This window comes from Paraburkholderia sp. MM5482-R2 (assembly GCF_050436125.1).
GTDB lineage: Bacteria > Pseudomonadota > Gammaproteobacteria > Burkholderiales > Burkholderiaceae > Paraburkholderia > Paraburkholderia tuberum.
Map to the genome: position 1 here is coordinate 768,104 of NZ_JBNDLP010000003.1, position 18,187 is coordinate 786,290.

Sequence of the window (18,187 nt, forward strand, 5' to 3'; positions counted from 1 at the left end):
AGGCGTTACAGCGCGCGGGCCTACCCGGCAGGCAGGCGGTCCAGCGGACTGGTGACCTCGTGCAGCAGGTCGGTGGCCACCTGGACGCAGAGCGCGGTGTTCTCAAGCTTCGCATGGCCGGGCAGCACCTGGATCACGCGGATGTCCACCTTCTGTTCAAGCAGGTGTGTCGCAAAGCTATGCCGCAGCGTGTGCATGGACACGCGCTTGTCGATGTTCGCAGCCTCGGCGGCGGCATGAATGGCACGGTTCAACTGTCGCGTGCTTAACGGATCGAGCCCGGGAAACAGCCACCCGCCATCGAGCATCCTGCCCTGCGCACGGGCCACGCGCCACCACACACGCAGACGCTCGAGCAGCACCGGCGAGAGCATGGCGTAGCGGTGACGGCGCCCCTTGCCCTGCTCGATGCGCAGTGTCATGCGTTCGCTGTCGACGTCGGTGACCTTCAGCGTTACCACTTCGCTGGCGCGTAGCCCCGCGCCGTACGCGACCGACAGCGTGGTCTGGTGCTTCAGGTTGCCGGCCGCCTCGATCAGTCGCCGCACTTCATCGGGACTGAGCACGACGGGCAATATGCGGGGCACGCGCACCGGTTGCATCCTGACCATCAGCTCGGGCCGGTCGAGCGTGACTGTGAAGAAGAACTTCAGGCCCCGTTACGCCGCCATTTTCTTCGCTCGATTAAACGGAGCCAGGAGCAGAGACTACACCGGACAGTGTCCGAAACGATCATGCGAGATCAAGGGTACGCACGAACTTCAGCAGTTGATCGCTGACATCGGCGGCGGCCTCATGCTGAACCCAATGCCCCACGTTATCGAGTTCGAGTCCTCCTACAAGGCCCGGTAAGCCGGCGCGAAGGTCGTCGAGGCTAAGCGGATATAGCTCTTTCAGACCGTCCGCCTTGCCCCAGATAAAAAACGACGGCTGAACGATCTTCGCGCCCTTCCACGGAGCGGACAAGGCGAAATACGGCTCCGCCGCGCGGTAGTAATTCAACCCTCCGTGGAAACCGGTACGCTGAAATTCCGCGATGTTATGCGCTACATAGTCTGTTGGGGCCCACGAAGGCAACGGTCCAGGGGCAGTACGATGAAGGCTTCGAGCCGGATCCAGTGGACTCCACTGCTGGCCAGCTGGCGCGGTACCCGATGCCCAATACAGAATGCCGGGAATGGTCACCGCTGCGTTGGCCCAGATTTCGTCGGCGTCGGCCCGAATTTGCTCGAACATATAGAACTTGTCTTGAAGCCCCGCCTTTCGCATTCTGTCGAAAACACTAGCGTCTCCGCGCGGCACGAAAGGGACACTGAGGCAGAACACCGCCGGAAATCTGTCCGGGCGCATCAACGCCGCGTTCCATGCATGGGTCGCCCCCCAGTCATGTCCGACGAGGACGGCGCGGGGAATCGCTAGCGCATCGAGCAGGCCAATCAGGTCGCCTGCCGTGTGCAACGGTGTGTAGAGGTTTGCGTCGACTGGAGCCGAGCTTCGCCCATAACCGCGCATATCCGGGGCAATCGCACGAAAACCCGCCGCCGCAATGGCCTTCATCTGCCGCCGCCACGTATAGGCGGTGTCCGGGAAACCGTGGCAGAACAGCACTGCTGGCCCCTCACCTTGCTCCGTTACGTGCAAGGTAATGCCGTTGGTCGCAATGTCGTATTGTTTGATGCCATCGCTCAAATCTGAAATCACTTCATCGCTGTTCGATGCGCTCATTTCATTCAACTCCTTTAGTCGACCTGCAGGACCCTATCCGGGTCAGGATGTGACCGTGATGGCTACGACAGCCTTTTCGCCTCGAGCCAGGCGCGGATTACCTGGACGAGTTCAGCCTTGCGTTCGAGCGGAAGCCAGTGGCCTGCGCCCAGCGTCGCCACAGACAGATCCGTGCAGGCGTTTCGCATGGGCTCGCCGAGAGCGCTGCGGGTGATATCGCAGATGCCATCAAATTCGCCGTTCACGAACAGCACAGGCTGGCTCAGGCGGCCGCTGTCGGGCGCAATTCGAGCGTAGGCGATGTTGGCGTCATCGTTCAGATACCAGGCGTTACCCGGACGAAAACCGGTCACACGGAACACATTAACCAGCGCGTCGAAGTCAGCCGACGGCCAGAGCGCCGCGTCCGGCGCCACCGTCGGCGCGCGACGTGCCGACCCGAACCAGCCTCCATTGCGCGAGACCAGCGCAGAGCGATAGATGTGGTCCACGGATTTCGGGTCTCCAGACCGATAGATCGCCGCCAGTGTCGCCGCTATGTCGGCATTGAAGTCGGTAACGGTCTGATCGAAATGAGTCAGATAGAAGCGGTAGTAGTCCCATTGCCCGTCCGGATACTGGTCGGCGGGATAGAGCGTGCGATCGACCAGGGGCAGCAGACTGCGCAACCCGAAGCTCTCGGGCATATACGGAACGGAGACGAACACAACGGCACGGCTGCGCTTCGCGTGATGCGCAGCCAGCGCCCCGGCCACCGGGCTTCCGAGGTCGTGGCCGACCCATATTGCCGGACTTGCGCCCAGATGGTCATGAAGCTCGACCATATCGTCAACGATCTCTTTGAGTGCATAGGCATCGGGCGCGCCTGGTGTCGATGAGCCGCCGTATCCGCGCATGTCCGGTGCAATGCAGCGCCAGCCCTCCGACGCGAAAGCCTCGATCTGCGCGCGCCACATCAGACCGAGCCCGGGCCAGCCGTGAAGGAGGATCATCAGTGGCCCCTCGGCGGGCCCGGCCTCCCAATAGCGCGTGGAATGGCGGGGTGAGGCGAACGTGTGGGCGATCATGGCAGGAGCATTCTCCGGTGGTCGGTCGTCCAGAAAGGACGCGGTTTTCGATTCCATTTGCAGCGTGAGTTCGCAAGCGCAGCGTGACTCACTTGCCGCCCGCCTCGAGAACGGCATTCCGCAAAAGACTAGTACGGAATTCTCATCTATCGCCGTTCAGGATTATGACTATACTCCAGCTCAGATCCGGTGACTGAAACGTTCATCACCCTCCCAATTAACGAATGGAGCGGAGCTTTCAAATGGCTTTTCGTAAATTTTTTATCGCAGGCGCGACTGGTGACACGGGCGGAGCAGCGACAACGGCCCTTTTAGCTGCAGGCGAACAGGTACGAACCCTGGTGCGACGCGAGGACGCTCGCTCAGAGCGGCTGCGCGCACAGGGCGTCGAGGTGCTGGTTGGCGATCTCTCGGATATCGACGATGTCGCACGCGCTCTTCAAGGCATCTCATCGGCCTATTTCGTTTATCCGATCGAGGCTGGTGGGATAGCGGCCAGCGCTTCGTTTGCACAGGCCGCCCGTGAGACCGGAATCGAATCGATTGTGAACATGTCGCAGATTTCGGCTCGCCGTGAAGCGAAAAGCCATGCCGCGCGAGACCACTGGATCTCGGAACAGGTGTTCGACTGGGCCGGCACGTCGGTAACGCATCTGCGCCCCACGTTCTTCGCTCAATGGTTGACCTACCCGGGTCAAGTCGCGTCCGTCAAAAAGGACGGGATGCTGCGTCTGCCTTTTGGCGAAGGGCGCCATGCGCCGATTGCAGCCGAGGATCAGGGTCGCGTGATTGCCGCGATCCTTCGCGATCCGGCGTCGCACGCGGGCAAGGTCTATCCGCTCTACGGGCCGGTCGAGATGAATCACCATGAGATTGCGGCGGAGATGAGCAAGGCGTTGGGTAGGACGGTCTCGTACCAACCAGTCGATCTCGATCTGTTCAAACAGCGCCTGAATACGGATGCAAAATTCAGCGACACCTTCACGCAGCATCTCCTGTCGGTTGCCGTCGATTACCAGGAAGGCGTTTTCGCCGGCACCAATTCCTTCATTGAGGATTTGACCGGTACTCCGCCGATGACGGTCCAGGCTTTTATCAGGAAGCACGCGGCACGGTTCGCCTGACCGCGATTCCACAGCAGAGAAGACGAACAAAACAGGAGCTTGTCATGCAGTCCTCCCGCATTGATGCAGCCAGTGAGATCGGGACCGAGGAATACCTCGCCAATCCCGTATGGATCGCTCTGAGCGAAGCGCCTCCGGCCTTCATCGAGCGCCGCGAAGGCGGTGCCCGGTATCGCCCGGAATTTGCGCCGTTCGGGGCCGCGCAAAATTACACCGCGCAAAGCGTCTCTCAAGTTGCAGCAATGCTCCAGCCGGGACAGCGCCTTTCATTCTTCACGGCGGCCAAACCGGACTTGCCGCCCGGCTTCGAAGTGGTGCGCGAGGCTGTTGCAAATCAGATGGTTGCCGCCAACAGGTTCACCGTATCGTCCGATGAGCGGATCATGCGACTCGGTGTCTACGACACACCTGATATGCTCCGACTCGCCGAAATGACGGAGCCTGGACCATTCAACGCCCGGACCAACGAATTGGGTCACTTCTTTGGCGTTAGGGAGAGCGGCCAGCTGGTGGCGATGGCGGGCGAACGAATGACTGCCGGCAAGTACGTCGAAATCAGCGCCGTGTGCACGCACCCCGAGTGGCGCGGCCGAGGGTTGGGTCGACTGTTGATGGAGCACCTGGCGGCAACCATCCAGGAACGCGACAGAATACCGTTCCTTCATGTGTTCACGAATAATGTTTCCGCCGTTCGTCTGTATCGGGAGCTCGGTTTTCGCATTGCCAGGACTTTGCAACTGACGGCAATTGTGAGGTCGTCGGGCGAGAGCTAACCGCTGCTGCGGGAGCACCGGGCGAACGGCATTGCCTCAGGTTGACTCGTAGCACAATGCATCTTTGAGACTGGAAAATGGGGCACTCACAAGCTGGCAAACTGGCCACGCATCAGCGGATTGTGCAGGTCGCCACACGGCGTTTGCGCGAGCGCGGCATTGAGGGAATCAGTGTCGGCGACATCATGAAAGAAGCCGGCTTAACCGTCGGCGGCTTCTACAAGCATTTCGAGTCACGCGATGCGCTCGTGACGGAGGCTTTCATCATGGCATTGCAGGACATCGAGCATATTCAGGCCGCGCTCAAGACGGCGCCTGAGCGCGCGATAAGCACATATGTGTCGGAAAGCCATCGGAACAACCTCGGCAGAGGTTGTCCAATTTCAGCGCTAGTCAACGACGTACCGCGCGCGCCCGAAGCAACCCGCGAGGCATTCACCGAACGTGTCAGTGAGATCATCGCTTTGCTCGCACAGTCTTTGCCGGATACAGAAGACGCCCATGCTAAAGCGGTGATGATCTTCAGCACCTGCGTTGGTTCAATAGCGCTCGCTCGCGCCGTGAATGACCCGAGTCTGTCGAACAGGATAATCGAAGGAGCGCTGGCGGAGATGCTCAAGATGTACGAATGATGTCGATCAGCGGAAAAGGATAATTCGCTGGCTTCGATCATAAGCCGGTTGATGGAGCAGAGCGGACGCTCGAATGTCTGCGCGGATCAGCGGCCGGAGGGCCGCAGTTGGCCGACTGCTGACTCATAAGCCTGCGTGTCGTCCAGTTGAAGCGTACTTCAGCCGGACGTCAGAGCCCGGCGGGGAACGCGTCAGATTAAGGTATTTCCAACGTAAATTGACACCCTCGCTGCAAAGTCTCAGGACCAAATCTGACAGTTTCGCCGTTGACGTACGTAAACGTCCGAATCTTGACGGTACCCCGATTACGAAACGGTCGCCTTTGCCGATCGGCGCGGCTATGACGGCATCGGGCTATGACGGCATCGCCGTGGCGCGGGGGATGGTGGAGCGCGGCCGGCAGATCCTCGGCCAGCTCGAGAAGCGCCTAGAACGCGCGAAGGAGGCCGTGCGCGAGCGGTTCGGCACTGCCGACAACCGCTCGCGCTGCGTCTTCGCCATGAACCTCAACTACGACCCCGACGTCGTGCCCGAGATCGTCGAGGCCGACGCGATCTTGCGCCGCGACCATCAGAAGCTGGCTCCGTTCCGGTGCTATGCCCGCTTATGGCTCGAGCGCGACTACGACGCGGCGGCCGGCAAGGGCGAGGTCATCGTCCAGGGGGACTCAGCCGTAGCGGCGGATCGTTTCCTGCACGCTCGACAGACCTTTGCGCAGGTCATCGGCATTCATGACCGGCACGAGTTCGATCTTGGCGTTCAAACCAAAGAAGAGCCGCTCGGCGGTATCGGCAATCTGCGATGATTCCGCCATGTTCACGATGAAGAAGCCGCCCCGGTCGCCATTCTCGGCGTGGAAATAAGCGGCTTCGGGCTTCAGATCCTCGGTTAGCTGTTGGAAGACTTTTTCTAATTTGCCGGCGCGGATGGCGGAGTTGCCGGCATCAGCGGAAAACGAGAACTTCACCATAACACGCATGACTTACCTCCCTGACGGTTGCCGGGTCGCCCGGCGACGGGCACCCTCGGTGGATCATTCTTAGCCTACGCTCACCCGCCCGCAACTTGGATCGGCGGCAACCCCAGGCGGGGGATTTCGATCGCGGCGCAGCGGTTCATCACCTAAACGGACTTTTCGTACGCTAAGCGCGCTACGCTGGGCGTCTCGAACGTCTCTGCGCGACCCGTTGCCGCCACTCTGTCTCGTGGAGGCTCTACGGCAGATATCCAAGGGACAACTGACAGTGAGCAGAGCACACACGTGCCGACAAGGGGCGCAAAACGCGTAGATTTAGGCGCATCCCGACAACGTCTCCCGCTATTCTTCATACACGGGTCGCGCAGTTCGCGCCCTTTCCTCGCGCGTGCCGACCGTCTTGCGCTTACACGGGGGACGTATGAGCCCTGCTGCTAGATTGTCGCGTCTACGGCGCGCACCTGGAAGCTGTCGGTCGTCGCGAAACATCCCGCTGGTCATCGCGCTTGCACTGACTGAACTGTTTTCTGGGCAACAGGCCTTCGCGGCAGGACCGCTGCCGCAAGGCGGCCGCTTCGTAGGCGGCTCAGGAAGCATTGCTCAGAACGGCACGAACCTGAACATCACGCAAACGGGCTCGCGGGGGATCATCGAATGGGACAGTTTCTCGATCGGACCGCACGGCACGGTTTCGATCAACAACGGCACGGGCGCGACACTCAATCGCGTGACGGGTAACGACTTCTCCGCGATCCTCGGCACGCTGAGCGGCACCGGCAGTATTTACCTTGTCAACCCGCATGGGGTTCTAATCGGGCGAAACGGCGTGGTCTCGACGGGCGGGCGCTTCGTCGCTTCGACGCTCGACATCCCCAACGACACATTTTTGAATCCGCCCGCGATCGGTGGGTCGGTCTACACGGGCAGCTCCACGGCGAATGTGATCAATCTCGGCAGACTCATCTCGTCGGGCGGGGACGTGTTCCTCATATCGGCTAACAAGGTCACGAACGCAGGGACAATCGATGCGCCAACCGGCAATGCCGAACTTGCCGTGGGGCGTCAGGTCCGTCTGCTTGACGGCACGGATCAGCAAGTTTTCGTGGACGTCGGAAGCGGCGGCACGGTGACGAACACGGGCTCGGTGCAGGCGGCTATCATCAATTTGCAGGCGGCCGACGGCAACATTTTCGCGCTCGCGGGTCATTCGGGAGCGCTGCGCGCCACCGGCACTGCGTCACGCGCCGGCCACGTGTGGCTCGTCGCGAACACCGATACCGCCACTTCAGTTATCAACACCGGTAGCGTCGACGCGCGCGGGGCGCAGATCAGCGCACGCAATGCGGACGGCAGCGGCGGCGCGGTCGATATGTCCGGCAAGGAGGTCGAGGTCGGCGGCGCGGACGTTCAGGCGAAAACCTGGAACATCACAACGGGGGACTTCATCACGGACGCCTCCACCGCTCGCACGCTGAGTGCAAGCCTGAGCCACGGTGCCTCGATCAACGTGGACGCGAACGGCGGCGACGGCCTGCTAGGGGCGACCGGCGAGGGAGACATCGCTATCGACGCGAGCATTCGCTGGCACGGCGCCGCGTCGCTGACGCTCGACGCGGCGCACTCGCTGACCATTGCGCCGAACGCGACCATCGCCAATCGCGGCACAGGCTCGCTGATTCTCAATGCCGACTGGCATGGCTTCGACAACGGCGGCAGCGTGACCAACCTGGGCACCATCGACTGGTCGCGAAGCACGGGCATCGTCACGGCGCTCTACGACATGAACGGCAGATACACGCCCGGTACGTTGCGCAGCAATCCTTCCTGGAGTGCCGCGCCGTTTAGTGGCCTGGTGACGCAGATCACCGCCTATCAGCTAATTAACTACCTGGCGGACCTTAATGCGGTGAATAACAATCTCGCGGGCAACTATGCGTTGGGCAACCTGTCAATCGATTTCCTGGATCCGGTGAATTTCGGCGGCATCGGCACCGCTGCCACACCGTTCACGGGTCAGTTCGACGGTATGGGCCATGTCGTCACGGGACTCAACATCTCCGGCGACGCCGATACCGGGCTTTTCGGCGTGATCGGCAAAACCGGCGTCGTGCGCAATTTTGATCTCACACAAAGCTCAGCGACCTCCTCCGCAGGACCGGTCGGCTTGCTCGCCGGCACCAACTATGGGCTCATTGTGCAGGTCGGCGTCTTCGGTAGCGTCCAATCCACGGGCGACACAAGCAGCGTGGCCGGAGGGATCGTCGGCGAAAATCGCGGCCTCGTCGAACAGTCGTTCGCTGCGGTGCAAGTCAGCGGCGCGGGCATGGTCGGTGGCCTTGCCGGTACGAACGATGGTTGCATCGAACAGTCTGTGGCCGAACATAGGGCGGGTGCCGGTGCGAAAGCCACGATCGGGGGACTCGTCGGCACGAATCATGGCGGCATTAACCAATCGAACGCAATCGAAATCTTGACGGGCGGCGCTGTGGTCGGCGGACTGGTCGGCAGCAATGCGGGCGTTATTCGCGAGTCCTATGCCAAGTCGACACTCGCGCCTGATCCGGGTGCAACGACAGGCGGTATCGCGGGCACGAATAGCGGCCGGATCGCCGCGGACGTGTTCTGGAACAGCGAGTCGTCCGGGGCGACGGCAGGCGTCGGCTCGGGCACACCGGTGGCGAGCTCAAGCGGACTCACGGACGAACAACTGACCGAGCCGGCGAGCTTCGGCCCGACGTGGGACTTCAGCGCGAACGGTGTTTGGGTCGTCGGATTTCCCTACCCGACGCTCCGCTGGTTGAGCGGATCCTGATATCCGGGCACTCGACTACAGTTCTGTGTAAGGCTTAGTGCCAGTTTCGAGCGACTCCGTTTCGTGGACTGGCAACCATATCTCGACTGGGCGTCACCGGCAAAGCGCGCAGCCGGCGCGGTTGGCGCAAGTCGACCCGATACGGCCCTTCAAGCTGCCTGGCAGCGGTCGTTCAATCGCTGGGAAAGCGGACGTCATATACTGGCTGCAGGAGAAGCCGATGAAACGCACATGGACAATCATTGGTGTTGCTGATGTGGCCCGCAGCTTCAAGTGGTATCAGTCGCTGTTCGGACAACCGGAAACGCTGCCAGCGCATGACTACTTCGGGCAAATCGTCGACACGGATGGAACGGTCTTGCTATGCCTTCACCAGTGGGGCGCGCACGAGCATCCTCCGCTGGCTAGTCGCTACCGTGCGGAACCTGGCAACGGATTGCTTTTGTTCTTTCGTATCGATGATTTCGACGATGCGCTGCCGAGAGCCCGCGCGCTTGTCGCCGGACTCGAAGAGGAGCCCAACGTGAACCCCAACACCGGAACCAAAGAGTTTGCGCTCCGCGATCCTGACGGGTACTACGTCATGGTGAGTGCGCTCGACCCGCCCTAACACTTCCATCAGGCGGTCGCGCGGCCAATGGCTACTATCGAGCATTTGCGCCTTCGCTGCGCAGGTCCGCAACCGGCCGTTCAGTGCCTCATGCAAGCGGCATAGCACGCCAAGGCAGCGCGATGCAGCGATCGACAGCAGCCGGACCCGCTCCGGCCAGTCAATCCCCTCCGAAGCAGCCGTTCAACGTTTCACATGAGTCGCGTGCGCGGCTTGTCCGCGACTCGCCGCTCGATGAAGCGATGAAGAAGAAATCGGATTGCCATACGTGGAGCCGGCGAGCGGCGTGGTGCCGCTTGTTCCTGGAGAGCGCTGCCTAGTTCAAGACAAGCCATCCGCAGCCCATTATGAGATCGCGGAATTCTCAATCCGCTCCGTGGGATCTTCCTGCTCAACGTACAAAGGCCGGTCTGGACGAACTCGGTAAACAGTGTGCGTGAGGAGCAGCCGGTGAAGCTGGTTACGTACCTGCCAATCCGGCCGCCGAACTCATACGGTGCCAGTCGCAAGGCGAAGTTACTTCAGGTGAATGAGGACTGATCCCTCCGATATTTCCGGCGCGGCTGCGCCCGTGTTTCCGGCGTTTTTCGCGATCCAGTCCTTCGCCTTTTGCACGCTTTCATCAATGCCTGCCTTGTCCTGGCAAACAGTTACCGAGAATCCGCCATCGCCGCTGCGCGCGAGGGTGTAGCCGACAAAGCCTTTGACCGAACGCAGCAGTTCTTCGACGTCAGTCGCTCGGTTCTCCAGCAGATCGAATAATTCCTTTGCACCCTTCCCGGAATATGTCCTTATAACAGTTTGCATGATTGGATCCTCCTGTTTGATGGACCAACGAGACGAGCACGCCGCACAAAATAATGTGGAGGCTCGATCTGCTCTTTCCGACAGCGTGTAGTGCGTGCAACTAATTGAGAAGGCCGCCCCACCTGATATCCGCGACCCTTACCTATCAGTGTAGTAACTGTGCCGTCGTAGTAAACGCAACGCCCGCAAATGGCCGTTTACTGCACCATGCACGCGGCCACACCCCCGAACCGCGCAGGGCAGCGGTCGACAGCCCTCGACCCCTAGTTGCCGTCGGACCCGGCACCAAGTCAACGGCAGATTTTAGGATCCAACGGCCATCCATGAGCCTGGTGCGGCCGGCAGGTTCTCAGCTTTTTGCTGGTTGGCGAGCGCACGGTTTTCGGTGACTCGACTATGATGAACTGGTAATGGCCTCGATTCCGCAGTAATACAGCAAGATCTCGAAACGGCGATTGTGGGAGGCGCAATGAGCGAGCAACAAAATGTTCAATTGGTGCAGCAAGCATACGATGCTTTCAGCAAGGCCGACATCGGGGGCGTCCTGAAAACGCTCGCCGAAAATGTCGACTGGTTCATACCTGGGCCTACGGAGATCATCCCATTCGCTGGTGGAAGGCACGGCCCTCAGGAGGTCGCGGAATTCTTCAGTGCGCTTGCGGCGACTCAGACTGCCGAACGGTTCGAACCTCTCAATTTTATTGCCAGCGAAGACAAGGTCGTCGTGCTTGGGGTGCAGCGCTGGCGCGTAAATTCAACTGGCATTACGTATGAGGATGAGTGGGCTCACGTCTTCACGATCGAAAACGGAAGAATCACGAAATTCAAGGAATACCATGACACTGCGGCTGAAGCGGCGGCCCATCGGCGATAGAAACATTGGTCTACCTTGATTAAAGCCGAGGCAACGTTCAGCGACCGCGAGTTTGGCCCTCATGTCGATTTTCTTCGGTAATTTTCTTCGGTACCACCAGCGGCGGCGTGCATCGATCCGCAACATCGTCCCCTCCCGCACGCGCCTGGATGCCTCGTGTGGGTCACCGCAACGCTTCGCTTGACGAATAACGCGCTCGGGGCATTCTCTTTCGTCAAAGGCCCGCCCCGTTGCGCCACTAGCCCGCTTTTCGCGTGGGACGGATCTGGGCGCCGGATTCGGCCCTGTCCCGGCGTTTCAGCGCACCGGAGAAGGCTATCCGCCTGCGCCTCCTGCATCGCACGACAGGCCTTGTAAGCATGTCTTTATGCTGAAGTCCAGTTATCGAATATCGCCAAGAGAGCTGGCAAGATCCCTCTTGGGCTCGCATCACGAATGACAGCCTGAGTTTGTCGTCAAGCCGTCATTAGGCCATCCTCGAACGATTCGATAAGATCGGCGGGGACGACACGATAGACCGCAGCTCAGGGACCGGCTCGGACAGTGCTTTAAGATCCGGCGCAGGTCGCCGCAGCGCGTCGTCCGTAGCAAATGCCGCTTCGAGCGCCTCCGAAATGTCCAGCAACCGCCCGTCTCCACGCGCTGGGCCGACCAACTGCACACCAAACGGCATGCCGGCATGATCGACCCCGCACGGCAGCGACAACGCCGGATTGGTCATCAGCGAAACGAGGTAAGTCAGTCCCAGCCAGCGATAGTACGTATCGAGCGGCTTGCCATTGATCGCTTCGAGATGCCATTGGGACCACGGAAATGGCGTGACGGACACCGTCGGCGAAACGATCACGTCATAGTGCTGCACGAGCGACTGGAAGCGTCGATACAGCGTCGTTTGCATCTTGTGCGCCCAAACGGCGTCGCCGAGCGTCATCGATGCGCCCAGCTCGAAGTTCGCGCGCGTATTGGGTCCAAGCTGCGACGGATCGCGCTCATAGATTTCCGCGAACTGCGCAACGAAGTTCTGCGCGCGCACTACGTCGAAGCATCGGTCGATGCCGCTCATGTCGATGCATACCGGTTCGCACACCGCCACGTGCCGTGCGATCTTGTCGACCTTCGCGCGGAACGTCGCGCGGGATGCGTCGTCGAGCGCGCATACCCCGAAGTCATCGGTAAAGCCGATGCGCAGCCCCGACGCATCGATCGGACGGCGCTGCGCAAGCGCGGCCGAATCGACGTCGTAAGATAGCGGATCGCGCGCGTCGAAGCCAGCCTGCGCGGCAAGCAGCAACCGCACATCGCCGACGGTACGTGCCATCGGGCCGCTCACGGTAATCGGCGCCCACCCGAGTTCGCGCCGGTCGCCCGGCACGAGTCCCGGCGATGGCCGCAGTCCCACAATCCCGCAGACCGCGGCTGGAATGCGCAGCGATCCGCCCGTGTCCGAGCCGGTGCAGAGCGGGAGCATGCCGGTTGCGAGCGCTGCGGCCGATCCGCCCGACGACCCCCCCGCGTTCAGCAGCGGCGCAAAGGGGTTGCCCGTCGCGCCCCAGACGTCGTTGCGGGTGTTCGCACCCGCGCCCATTTCGGGCGTGTTGGTCTTGGTTGTCACGATGGCGCCCGCCGCCCGAATGCGTGCGACCATCCCGTTGTCCTCGTCCGGAACGTTTGCGCGGAAGAGCTTCGAGCCATACGTCGTGAGTACGCCGGCGGTCTCTTCCAGATCTTTCACGCCGATGGGCACGCCATGCAGCAAGCCGAGCGGCTCGCCACGCATCACCGCCGCTTCCGCGCGACGCGCTTCGTCGCGCGCACGTTCGAAACACGTCGCCGCCATCGCGTTGACGGCAGGGTTAATCGCTTCGATGCGCGCGATGCACGCGTCAAGCAGTTCGACTGGCGAGACACTGCGATCGCCGATCAGTCGGCGCGCATCGACGGCGGAGAGGGAGACGAGAGAGTCGTGCGTCATGGGCATCGAGGAGGAATCGGATAAGAGCTCAAGCCGCCGCTGGCGAAGGCAAGGCCTGCTCGACACAGGCGATGATCGCATCGCGCGTGTTCTCGAGATGCGCGTACGTCTGCTCATGCACGGCGCGCATATCGCGGGCGCGGTAGGCGTCGAGGAGATCGGCATGCTCGCGGTTGTTGCTGTCGAGGATATCGCTTTTGACGTGCATCGAGAGGGACACGTAAGGCCGCGCGACCAGCGACAGCCCTTCGACCAGTTCAAAGAGACGCGTGCCGGCGGCGCTCGCCATCAGATGCTTGTGGAACTCCTCATTGAGGATGGCCCACCTCTCGGACGACAATGTCGCGCACATTTCATCATGCACCTTTTCGGCGGAGGCGAGCTCGCCATCGGTGGCATGCGTGCAGGCGCGTTGGGACAGCATCGGCTCGAGCACCATGCGCAGTTCGTAGATTTCGCTGACGTCCGCGGCCGTGAGCGCGCGTGTGACGACGCCCTTGTTGGGATCGATCGAGACCAGCCCTTCCGCGCGCAGGTCGCGGAACGCTTCGCGCACCGGCGTCGTACTGACGCTGAGGCGTTTGGCGATCTCTTCCTGCCGCAGCCGCGTGTTCGGTGGATACACGCCGTTGAGAATCTCGGCGCGCAACGTGCCGAGCACGTATTGCTGAATCGTACGAAAGGGCTGGCTCATGTTCGTCTCCGTGAGCGGTTGTTATCGTATGTTGCGCATTTCGTCGATCAAATGGTGACGGCGCGTCTTTCGAACTTCAGCATGCTTTCGATGCGCGCGGCAACGCGCAGCAGCTTCGCATCATCGCCGAAAGCGCCGACGATCTGGAAGCCGAGCGGCAGATTTGCATCGCTCCAGCCGGAAGGCACATTGACGGCGGGCGCCCCCATCAGGCTCCAGGGTGCACAGAAACGGGCGTCGCCCGTATCGGCTTGTCCGTGGGGCGCTTCACCGCTGGCGGGCAAGGTCACGAGCGCGTCGCAGCCTTGCAGCAGCGCGGCAGACTGCGAGCGCACGTGCGCCTGCAACAGCAAGGCTTGCTGATAGCGCTCGAGCGGCATCGCCTGGCCTTCGGACAACAGCACGCGCATGTGTTCGCTCATCAGCGCGGGCGCGCGTGCGGCTACATCGCCGACGGCGCGATACGCCTCGACCGCGAGAATCGTCAGTGTCGCTTCGCGCATTTGCGGCAGGTCCGCGCCGTAGTCCAACTCGACGATGCGCGCGCCGCCTTCGCTCAGCGTCCGCAGCGATGCATCGAAATTGGCGCGTTGATGCGGCGCGATGAGTTCGTCCCAGAACGGCGTGCGAACGACGCCCAGCGTGAGCGCGGAGGTGCCGCGCGGAAAGTGATCGCGCCACGCCGCTTCGCTTTCGACCGCCTGAAGAGCGCCTTCGACGAACAACGCATGCGCGACGGCGACATCGTCGACGGATCGCCCGAAGAATCCGACGTGATCGAGCGACGCAGCCAGCGGATGCACGCCTTCGCTCGGCACCGCGCGATACGACGGCTTGTAGCCGACGATGCCGCAATACGCGGCCGGGCGAATGATCGATCCGACCGTCTGCGTGCCGATGGCGAGCGGCACGATGCCCGCTGCGACGGCCGCCGCCGATCCGCTCGACGAGCCGCCCGGCGTGTGCGCACGGTTCCACGGGTTGACGGTCGCAGCCGGTCCGCGCCAGGCGAATTCGGTCGTCGCGGTCTTGCCGAAGACCGTCCCGCCGAGCGCGCGGATCATCGACACGATGCGCGCGTCGCGCTCGGGCCGATGCCCGTCGTAAGCCGGCGAGCCGTAGCCCGTGGGCATGTCGGCGGTATCGGCGAGATCCTTGACTCCGATGGGCACGCCCACGAGCGCACGCGCCACGGCGCCGCGCACGGCGTACGTATCCGGCCGATGCACGAAGGCCCGAAGCCACGGCTCCAGCGCATCGGCGCGGGCCTGCGCGTCCAGCAGCGTCGCGCGCGCGGCGGCTTCGTCGTGACGATTAGCGAGCAGTGTCGTGAGCAATGATTGATCTGATCGATTCATCGTTACTTGCTCGCGGCTGCGGCGAACGTGTTGTCGACGCCATTGGCATAAGTGATTGCGCCGGGTTTGATGTTGCCGATCGACTCCTGCAGATCGAGCGCATTGCGGAAGGCCTGCTCGGAAATATCGGGCGTGGCCGCATAGATCTTCTGATCGATGAGACGCTGCACCGCCGAATCGACGATCTTCGGATCGAGCGATGGGAATTCGGCGCGCGCGACGCTCTTCGCCGTGTCGTGCGATTGCTGAATCAGAGCTTCGGCTTCACCGATCGACTTCACGAACGCGGCTACCATCTTCGGCTTGCTCTTGACGGTGAGAGAGAGCGTGTCGATGGTCGAGAATGCATAGCCGCCCGGATACGCCTTCGGGAACGCATACACGATGCGATAACCCTGCGCGAGCCCCGTTTCCGCTTGCGGCATATAGAGCGCGGCGGCTTCCGAGCGCCCCGCCATCACCGGCGCGAGTTCGGTGCCGATCTGCACGGTGTTCATCTTCACGTCCGCGAGCTTCTGTTCGCTGATGAGCCGTTGCAGCAGATACGTGCTCGTCGACGGCGGCAGTGCGGTCGAGACGCTTTTGCCTGCGAGATCGCCGACGCCCTTGACCGTCGAATCCTTCGGCGCGATCACCCACACCGGCACGCCGGCGACCACGTTGGCCACGTTCACGAGCGATGCGCCCTTGAGGTTGGCGAGCATGGCGGTCATCGGGTCTTGCAGCGAGAAGTCCGCATGACCGCCGATCACCGCTGCAACGCCCGCCGCGCCGCTGCCCGCAGTGACCTTCTGCACGGCAAGGCCGTTCTTCTCGAAGATGCCTTTGTCGATAGCCACATAGAGCGGCAGGTACTGGATCGACTGAAATGCCTGATAGATGACCACCGGCTCGGCGGCCTGAGCGCTCGTCGCGCCGATTCCGGATGCGACCAGACATGCGGCCGCGATACTATTGAGCAGAGCGTGTGTCTTCTTCATTTTTTCTTCCAGGAAATGATCTTCGCTTCCGCGAGTTGAACGATCCAGCTGAGAACCGAGGCCATCAAGGTCAGCACGATGATGCCGAGCCAGACGGTATTGAGATCGAAGAGCGAGCCCGCGACGAACACCGCGTGACCGAGCCCCGACTGCGATGCAATGTATTCGCCGACGACCGCGCCGATCAACGCGAAGCCGATGTTCACGCGCAGCGTCGAGAAGATCCACGGCAGCGCGCTCGGAACGATGAGCTTGGTGAAGATCATCGACGGCTTCGCCTTGAACGAATGGAAGAGATTGAGCAGGTCCTTGTCGACTTCACGCGCGGCGGCGCAGGACGAGATCATCGCGACGGCGAATGTGGAGATGCCGGCGAGCCATATCTTCGACGAGGCGTCGGAACCGAACCAGATCACGATGAGCGGTCCGAGCGCAATCTTCGGAATACTGTTGAGGATGACGGACAATCCTTCGGCGACACCCGAGACTGTCGGCAGGAACCACAGCAGCAGGCCGAGACCGATCCCGAGGCCGCTGCCGATGGCGAGACCCGCCAGCGTTTCATAGAGCGTGACCCAGGTGTCGGACACGAGCGTGCCCTGCGTCAGCCCGATGACGGCGGCCTCATAGATGCCGGACGGCGAGCCCAGCAGCTTGCCGTTGATCCAGCCCGCGCTAACGGCAAGTTGCCAGGCAAGGACCAGCGCAACGACGATACCGAAGACGGCGCCCGTCGTGCCGAACTTGCGGCGCGTACGGCGTACGGCTTTCCTTGGCGTGACGTTGGTGGACAGAACGGCTTCAGTCATGGACGGCTCCTGCAAGGATGCTCGATGGAGCGACTTCATCTGCGTCGCGCGAGGTGACGTGTCCGCGCAAACCGTTCCAGACACGCGCGTGATAGCCGCGGAACTCGGGCGCCTCGCGCGCGGAGACGGCATTGCGCGGTCCGTGCGTCGTCAGTTCGATGTCGATCTGGTCTTCGATGCGTGCGGGACGCCCGCCAAGCAGGATCACGCGATCGCTCATCGCGATGGCTTCTTCGATGTCGTGCGTGACGAGCACGACACTCGTGCCGCTTTGCGTACGCAGCGCGATGATGTCGTCCTCGAGTGCGAGACGCGTTTCGTAGTCGAGCGCGGAGAAGGGTTCGTCGAGCAGCACGAGCGTCGGATCGACGAGCAGTGTGCGCGTGAGCGCAACGCGCTGTCTCATGCCGCCTGAGAGCGAATGCGGATAGGCATCGGCGACGGCGCCCAGCCCGTAGCGCGCGAGCATCTGCCGCGCACGGGCGACATCATCGGGCCGGACCTTGCGATACAACTCAATGCCGAGCAGCGCGTTTTGCAGCACTGTGCGCCACGGCATCATCAGGTCCTTCTGCAACATATAAGCGATGCGGCCCGCTTCCCCATCTGCGCGTCTGCCGACCGATATCTCGCCTGACTGCGGCGTGAGCAGGCCTGAAATGAGATTGAAGAGGGTGCTCTTGCCCGCGCCGCTTCGTCCGACGATGGACACGATCTCGCCATGTCCCACGGAGAAGTCGAGCCGGTCGAAGATGGTCACGGTCGAGCGATCGGGCGATTGAAATCCGTGACTGAGCTGCCGCACGCGCAGCGGTTCCGCGAACGTGTTGACTGTTGCGTTCGATCCCTTCATGTCGTTCCTCGCAAGGTCTCGTACTGGTGAAGTAGTTGCTGCAATGCATAATGCACAATCAAAAATCGGAAGCTGTCCTCGTCAAAAAAGTTTTTTCTCGGTGGACTCGCATGGGATGCGT

Annotated in this window: 16 protein-coding genes and 1 pseudogene; 7 read left to right on the forward strand and 10 right to left on the reverse strand. The window is 61.7% G+C overall.

The features are described 5' to 3' along the window. Positions 1 to 20: 20 nt before the first annotated feature. The 3 genes and pseudogenes from OKW37_RS25660 to OKW37_RS25670 all read right to left on the reverse strand — a co-directional run. Positions 21 to 656, reverse strand: a pseudogene (locus OKW37_RS25660) (tyrosine-type recombinase/integrase); the annotation flags it as partial. Positions 657 to 732: 76 nt separating this feature from the next. Further along, positions 733 to 1,725 carry an alpha/beta hydrolase gene (locus OKW37_RS25665; protein ID WP_184063183.1) on the reverse strand — a complete coding sequence of 331 codons (993 nt, stop codon included), beginning with the start codon at positions 1,723 to 1,725 and terminating at the stop codon, positions 733 to 735. 62 nt (positions 1,726 to 1,787) lie between these two features. After that, on the reverse strand, positions 1,788 to 2,849 hold the full coding sequence (locus tag OKW37_RS25670) for an alpha/beta fold hydrolase (protein ID WP_429402579.1): 1,062 nt from the start codon (positions 2,847 to 2,849) through the stop codon (positions 1,788 to 1,790). A 185-nt stretch (positions 2,850 to 3,034) separates the two neighbouring features. Here OKW37_RS25670 and OKW37_RS25675 point away from each other — a divergent pair, with 185 nt between their 5' ends. The 6 genes from OKW37_RS25675 (at position 3,035) to OKW37_RS25700 (ending at position 9,719) form a co-directional block, all read left to right on the forward strand. Then, positions 3,035 to 3,916, forward strand: a complete 882-nt coding sequence (locus tag OKW37_RS25675) for an NmrA family NAD(P)-binding protein (RefSeq protein WP_184063184.1) — start codon at positions 3,035 to 3,037, stop codon at positions 3,914 to 3,916. A gap of 44 nt (positions 3,917 to 3,960) precedes the next feature. Further along, a complete protein-coding gene (locus tag OKW37_RS25680) occupies positions 3,961 to 4,689 on the forward strand; it encodes a GNAT family N-acetyltransferase (RefSeq protein ID WP_184063187.1) in 729 nt (242 codons plus the stop codon). A 77-nt stretch (positions 4,690 to 4,766) separates the two neighbouring features. Further along, positions 4,767 to 5,321 (forward strand): TetR/AcrR family transcriptional regulator, encoded by a 555-nt coding sequence (locus OKW37_RS25685; protein WP_429402580.1) that lies wholly within the window; start codon positions 4,767 to 4,769, stop codon positions 5,319 to 5,321. 340 nt (positions 5,322 to 5,661) lie between these two features. Further along, a complete protein-coding gene (locus tag OKW37_RS25690; protein WP_429353035.1) occupies positions 5,662 to 6,126 on the forward strand; it encodes a hypothetical protein in 465 nt (154 codons plus the stop codon). Positions 6,127 to 6,718: 592 nt separating this feature from the next. Next, positions 6,719 to 9,109: a beta strand repeat-containing protein gene (locus OKW37_RS25695; RefSeq protein WP_429353036.1), complete on the forward strand. Its 2,391-nt coding sequence runs from the start codon at positions 6,719 to 6,721 to the stop codon at positions 9,107 to 9,109. 220 nt (positions 9,110 to 9,329) lie between these two features. After that, positions 9,330 to 9,719 (forward strand): VOC family protein, encoded by a 390-nt coding sequence (locus tag OKW37_RS25700; protein ID WP_184063553.1) that lies wholly within the window; start codon positions 9,330 to 9,332, stop codon positions 9,717 to 9,719. Between the two features lie 516 nt (positions 9,720 to 10,235). Here OKW37_RS25700 and OKW37_RS25705 read toward each other — a convergent pair. Continuing rightward, the gene (locus tag OKW37_RS25705; protein ID WP_429402581.1) at positions 10,236 to 10,526 is read right to left on the reverse strand and encodes a hypothetical protein; all 291 of its coding nucleotides are present in this window, start codon (positions 10,524 to 10,526) and stop codon (positions 10,236 to 10,238) included. 469 nt (positions 10,527 to 10,995) lie between these two features. Between OKW37_RS25705 and OKW37_RS25710 the strand changes: the two genes are divergently transcribed. Beyond that, a complete protein-coding gene (locus OKW37_RS25710; RefSeq protein ID WP_184063198.1) occupies positions 10,996 to 11,400 on the forward strand; it encodes a nuclear transport factor 2 family protein in 405 nt (134 codons plus the stop codon). Positions 11,401 to 11,866: 466 nt separating this feature from the next. Here the strand turns inward: OKW37_RS25710 and OKW37_RS25715 are convergent, their stop codons facing one another. From OKW37_RS25715 to OKW37_RS25740, 6 genes are read right to left on the reverse strand one after another with little or no spacing between them, the layout of a single operon-like run. Further along, the gene (locus tag OKW37_RS25715; protein WP_429402582.1) at positions 11,867 to 13,372 is read right to left on the reverse strand and encodes an amidase; all 1,506 of its coding nucleotides are present in this window, start codon (positions 13,370 to 13,372) and stop codon (positions 11,867 to 11,869) included. Positions 13,373 to 13,400: 28 nt separating this feature from the next. Continuing rightward, positions 13,401 to 14,066: a GntR family transcriptional regulator gene (locus tag OKW37_RS25720; RefSeq protein WP_429402583.1), complete on the reverse strand. Its 666-nt coding sequence runs from the start codon at positions 14,064 to 14,066 to the stop codon at positions 13,401 to 13,403. Between the two features lie 47 nt (positions 14,067 to 14,113). After that, a complete protein-coding gene (locus OKW37_RS25725) occupies positions 14,114 to 15,424 on the reverse strand; it encodes an amidase (RefSeq protein WP_429402584.1) in 1,311 nt (436 codons plus the stop codon). Between the two features lie 2 nt (positions 15,425 to 15,426). After that, positions 15,427 to 16,404, reverse strand: a complete 978-nt coding sequence (locus OKW37_RS25730; protein WP_429402585.1) for an ABC transporter substrate-binding protein — start codon at positions 16,402 to 16,404, stop codon at positions 15,427 to 15,429. Next, complete coding sequence (locus OKW37_RS25735) at positions 16,401 to 17,213, reverse strand: ABC transporter permease (RefSeq protein ID WP_184063209.1); 813 nt, start codon at positions 17,211 to 17,213, stop codon at positions 16,401 to 16,403. The genes OKW37_RS25730 and OKW37_RS25735 overlap by 4 nt, the downstream gene beginning before the upstream one ends. Continuing rightward, positions 17,206 to 18,066: an ABC transporter ATP-binding protein gene (locus OKW37_RS25740; RefSeq protein WP_429402586.1), complete on the reverse strand. Its 861-nt coding sequence runs from the start codon at positions 18,064 to 18,066 to the stop codon at positions 17,206 to 17,208. Before OKW37_RS25740 ends, OKW37_RS25735 begins: the two co-directional genes overlap by 8 nt. Between the last annotated feature and the right edge of the window lie 121 nt (positions 18,067 to 18,187).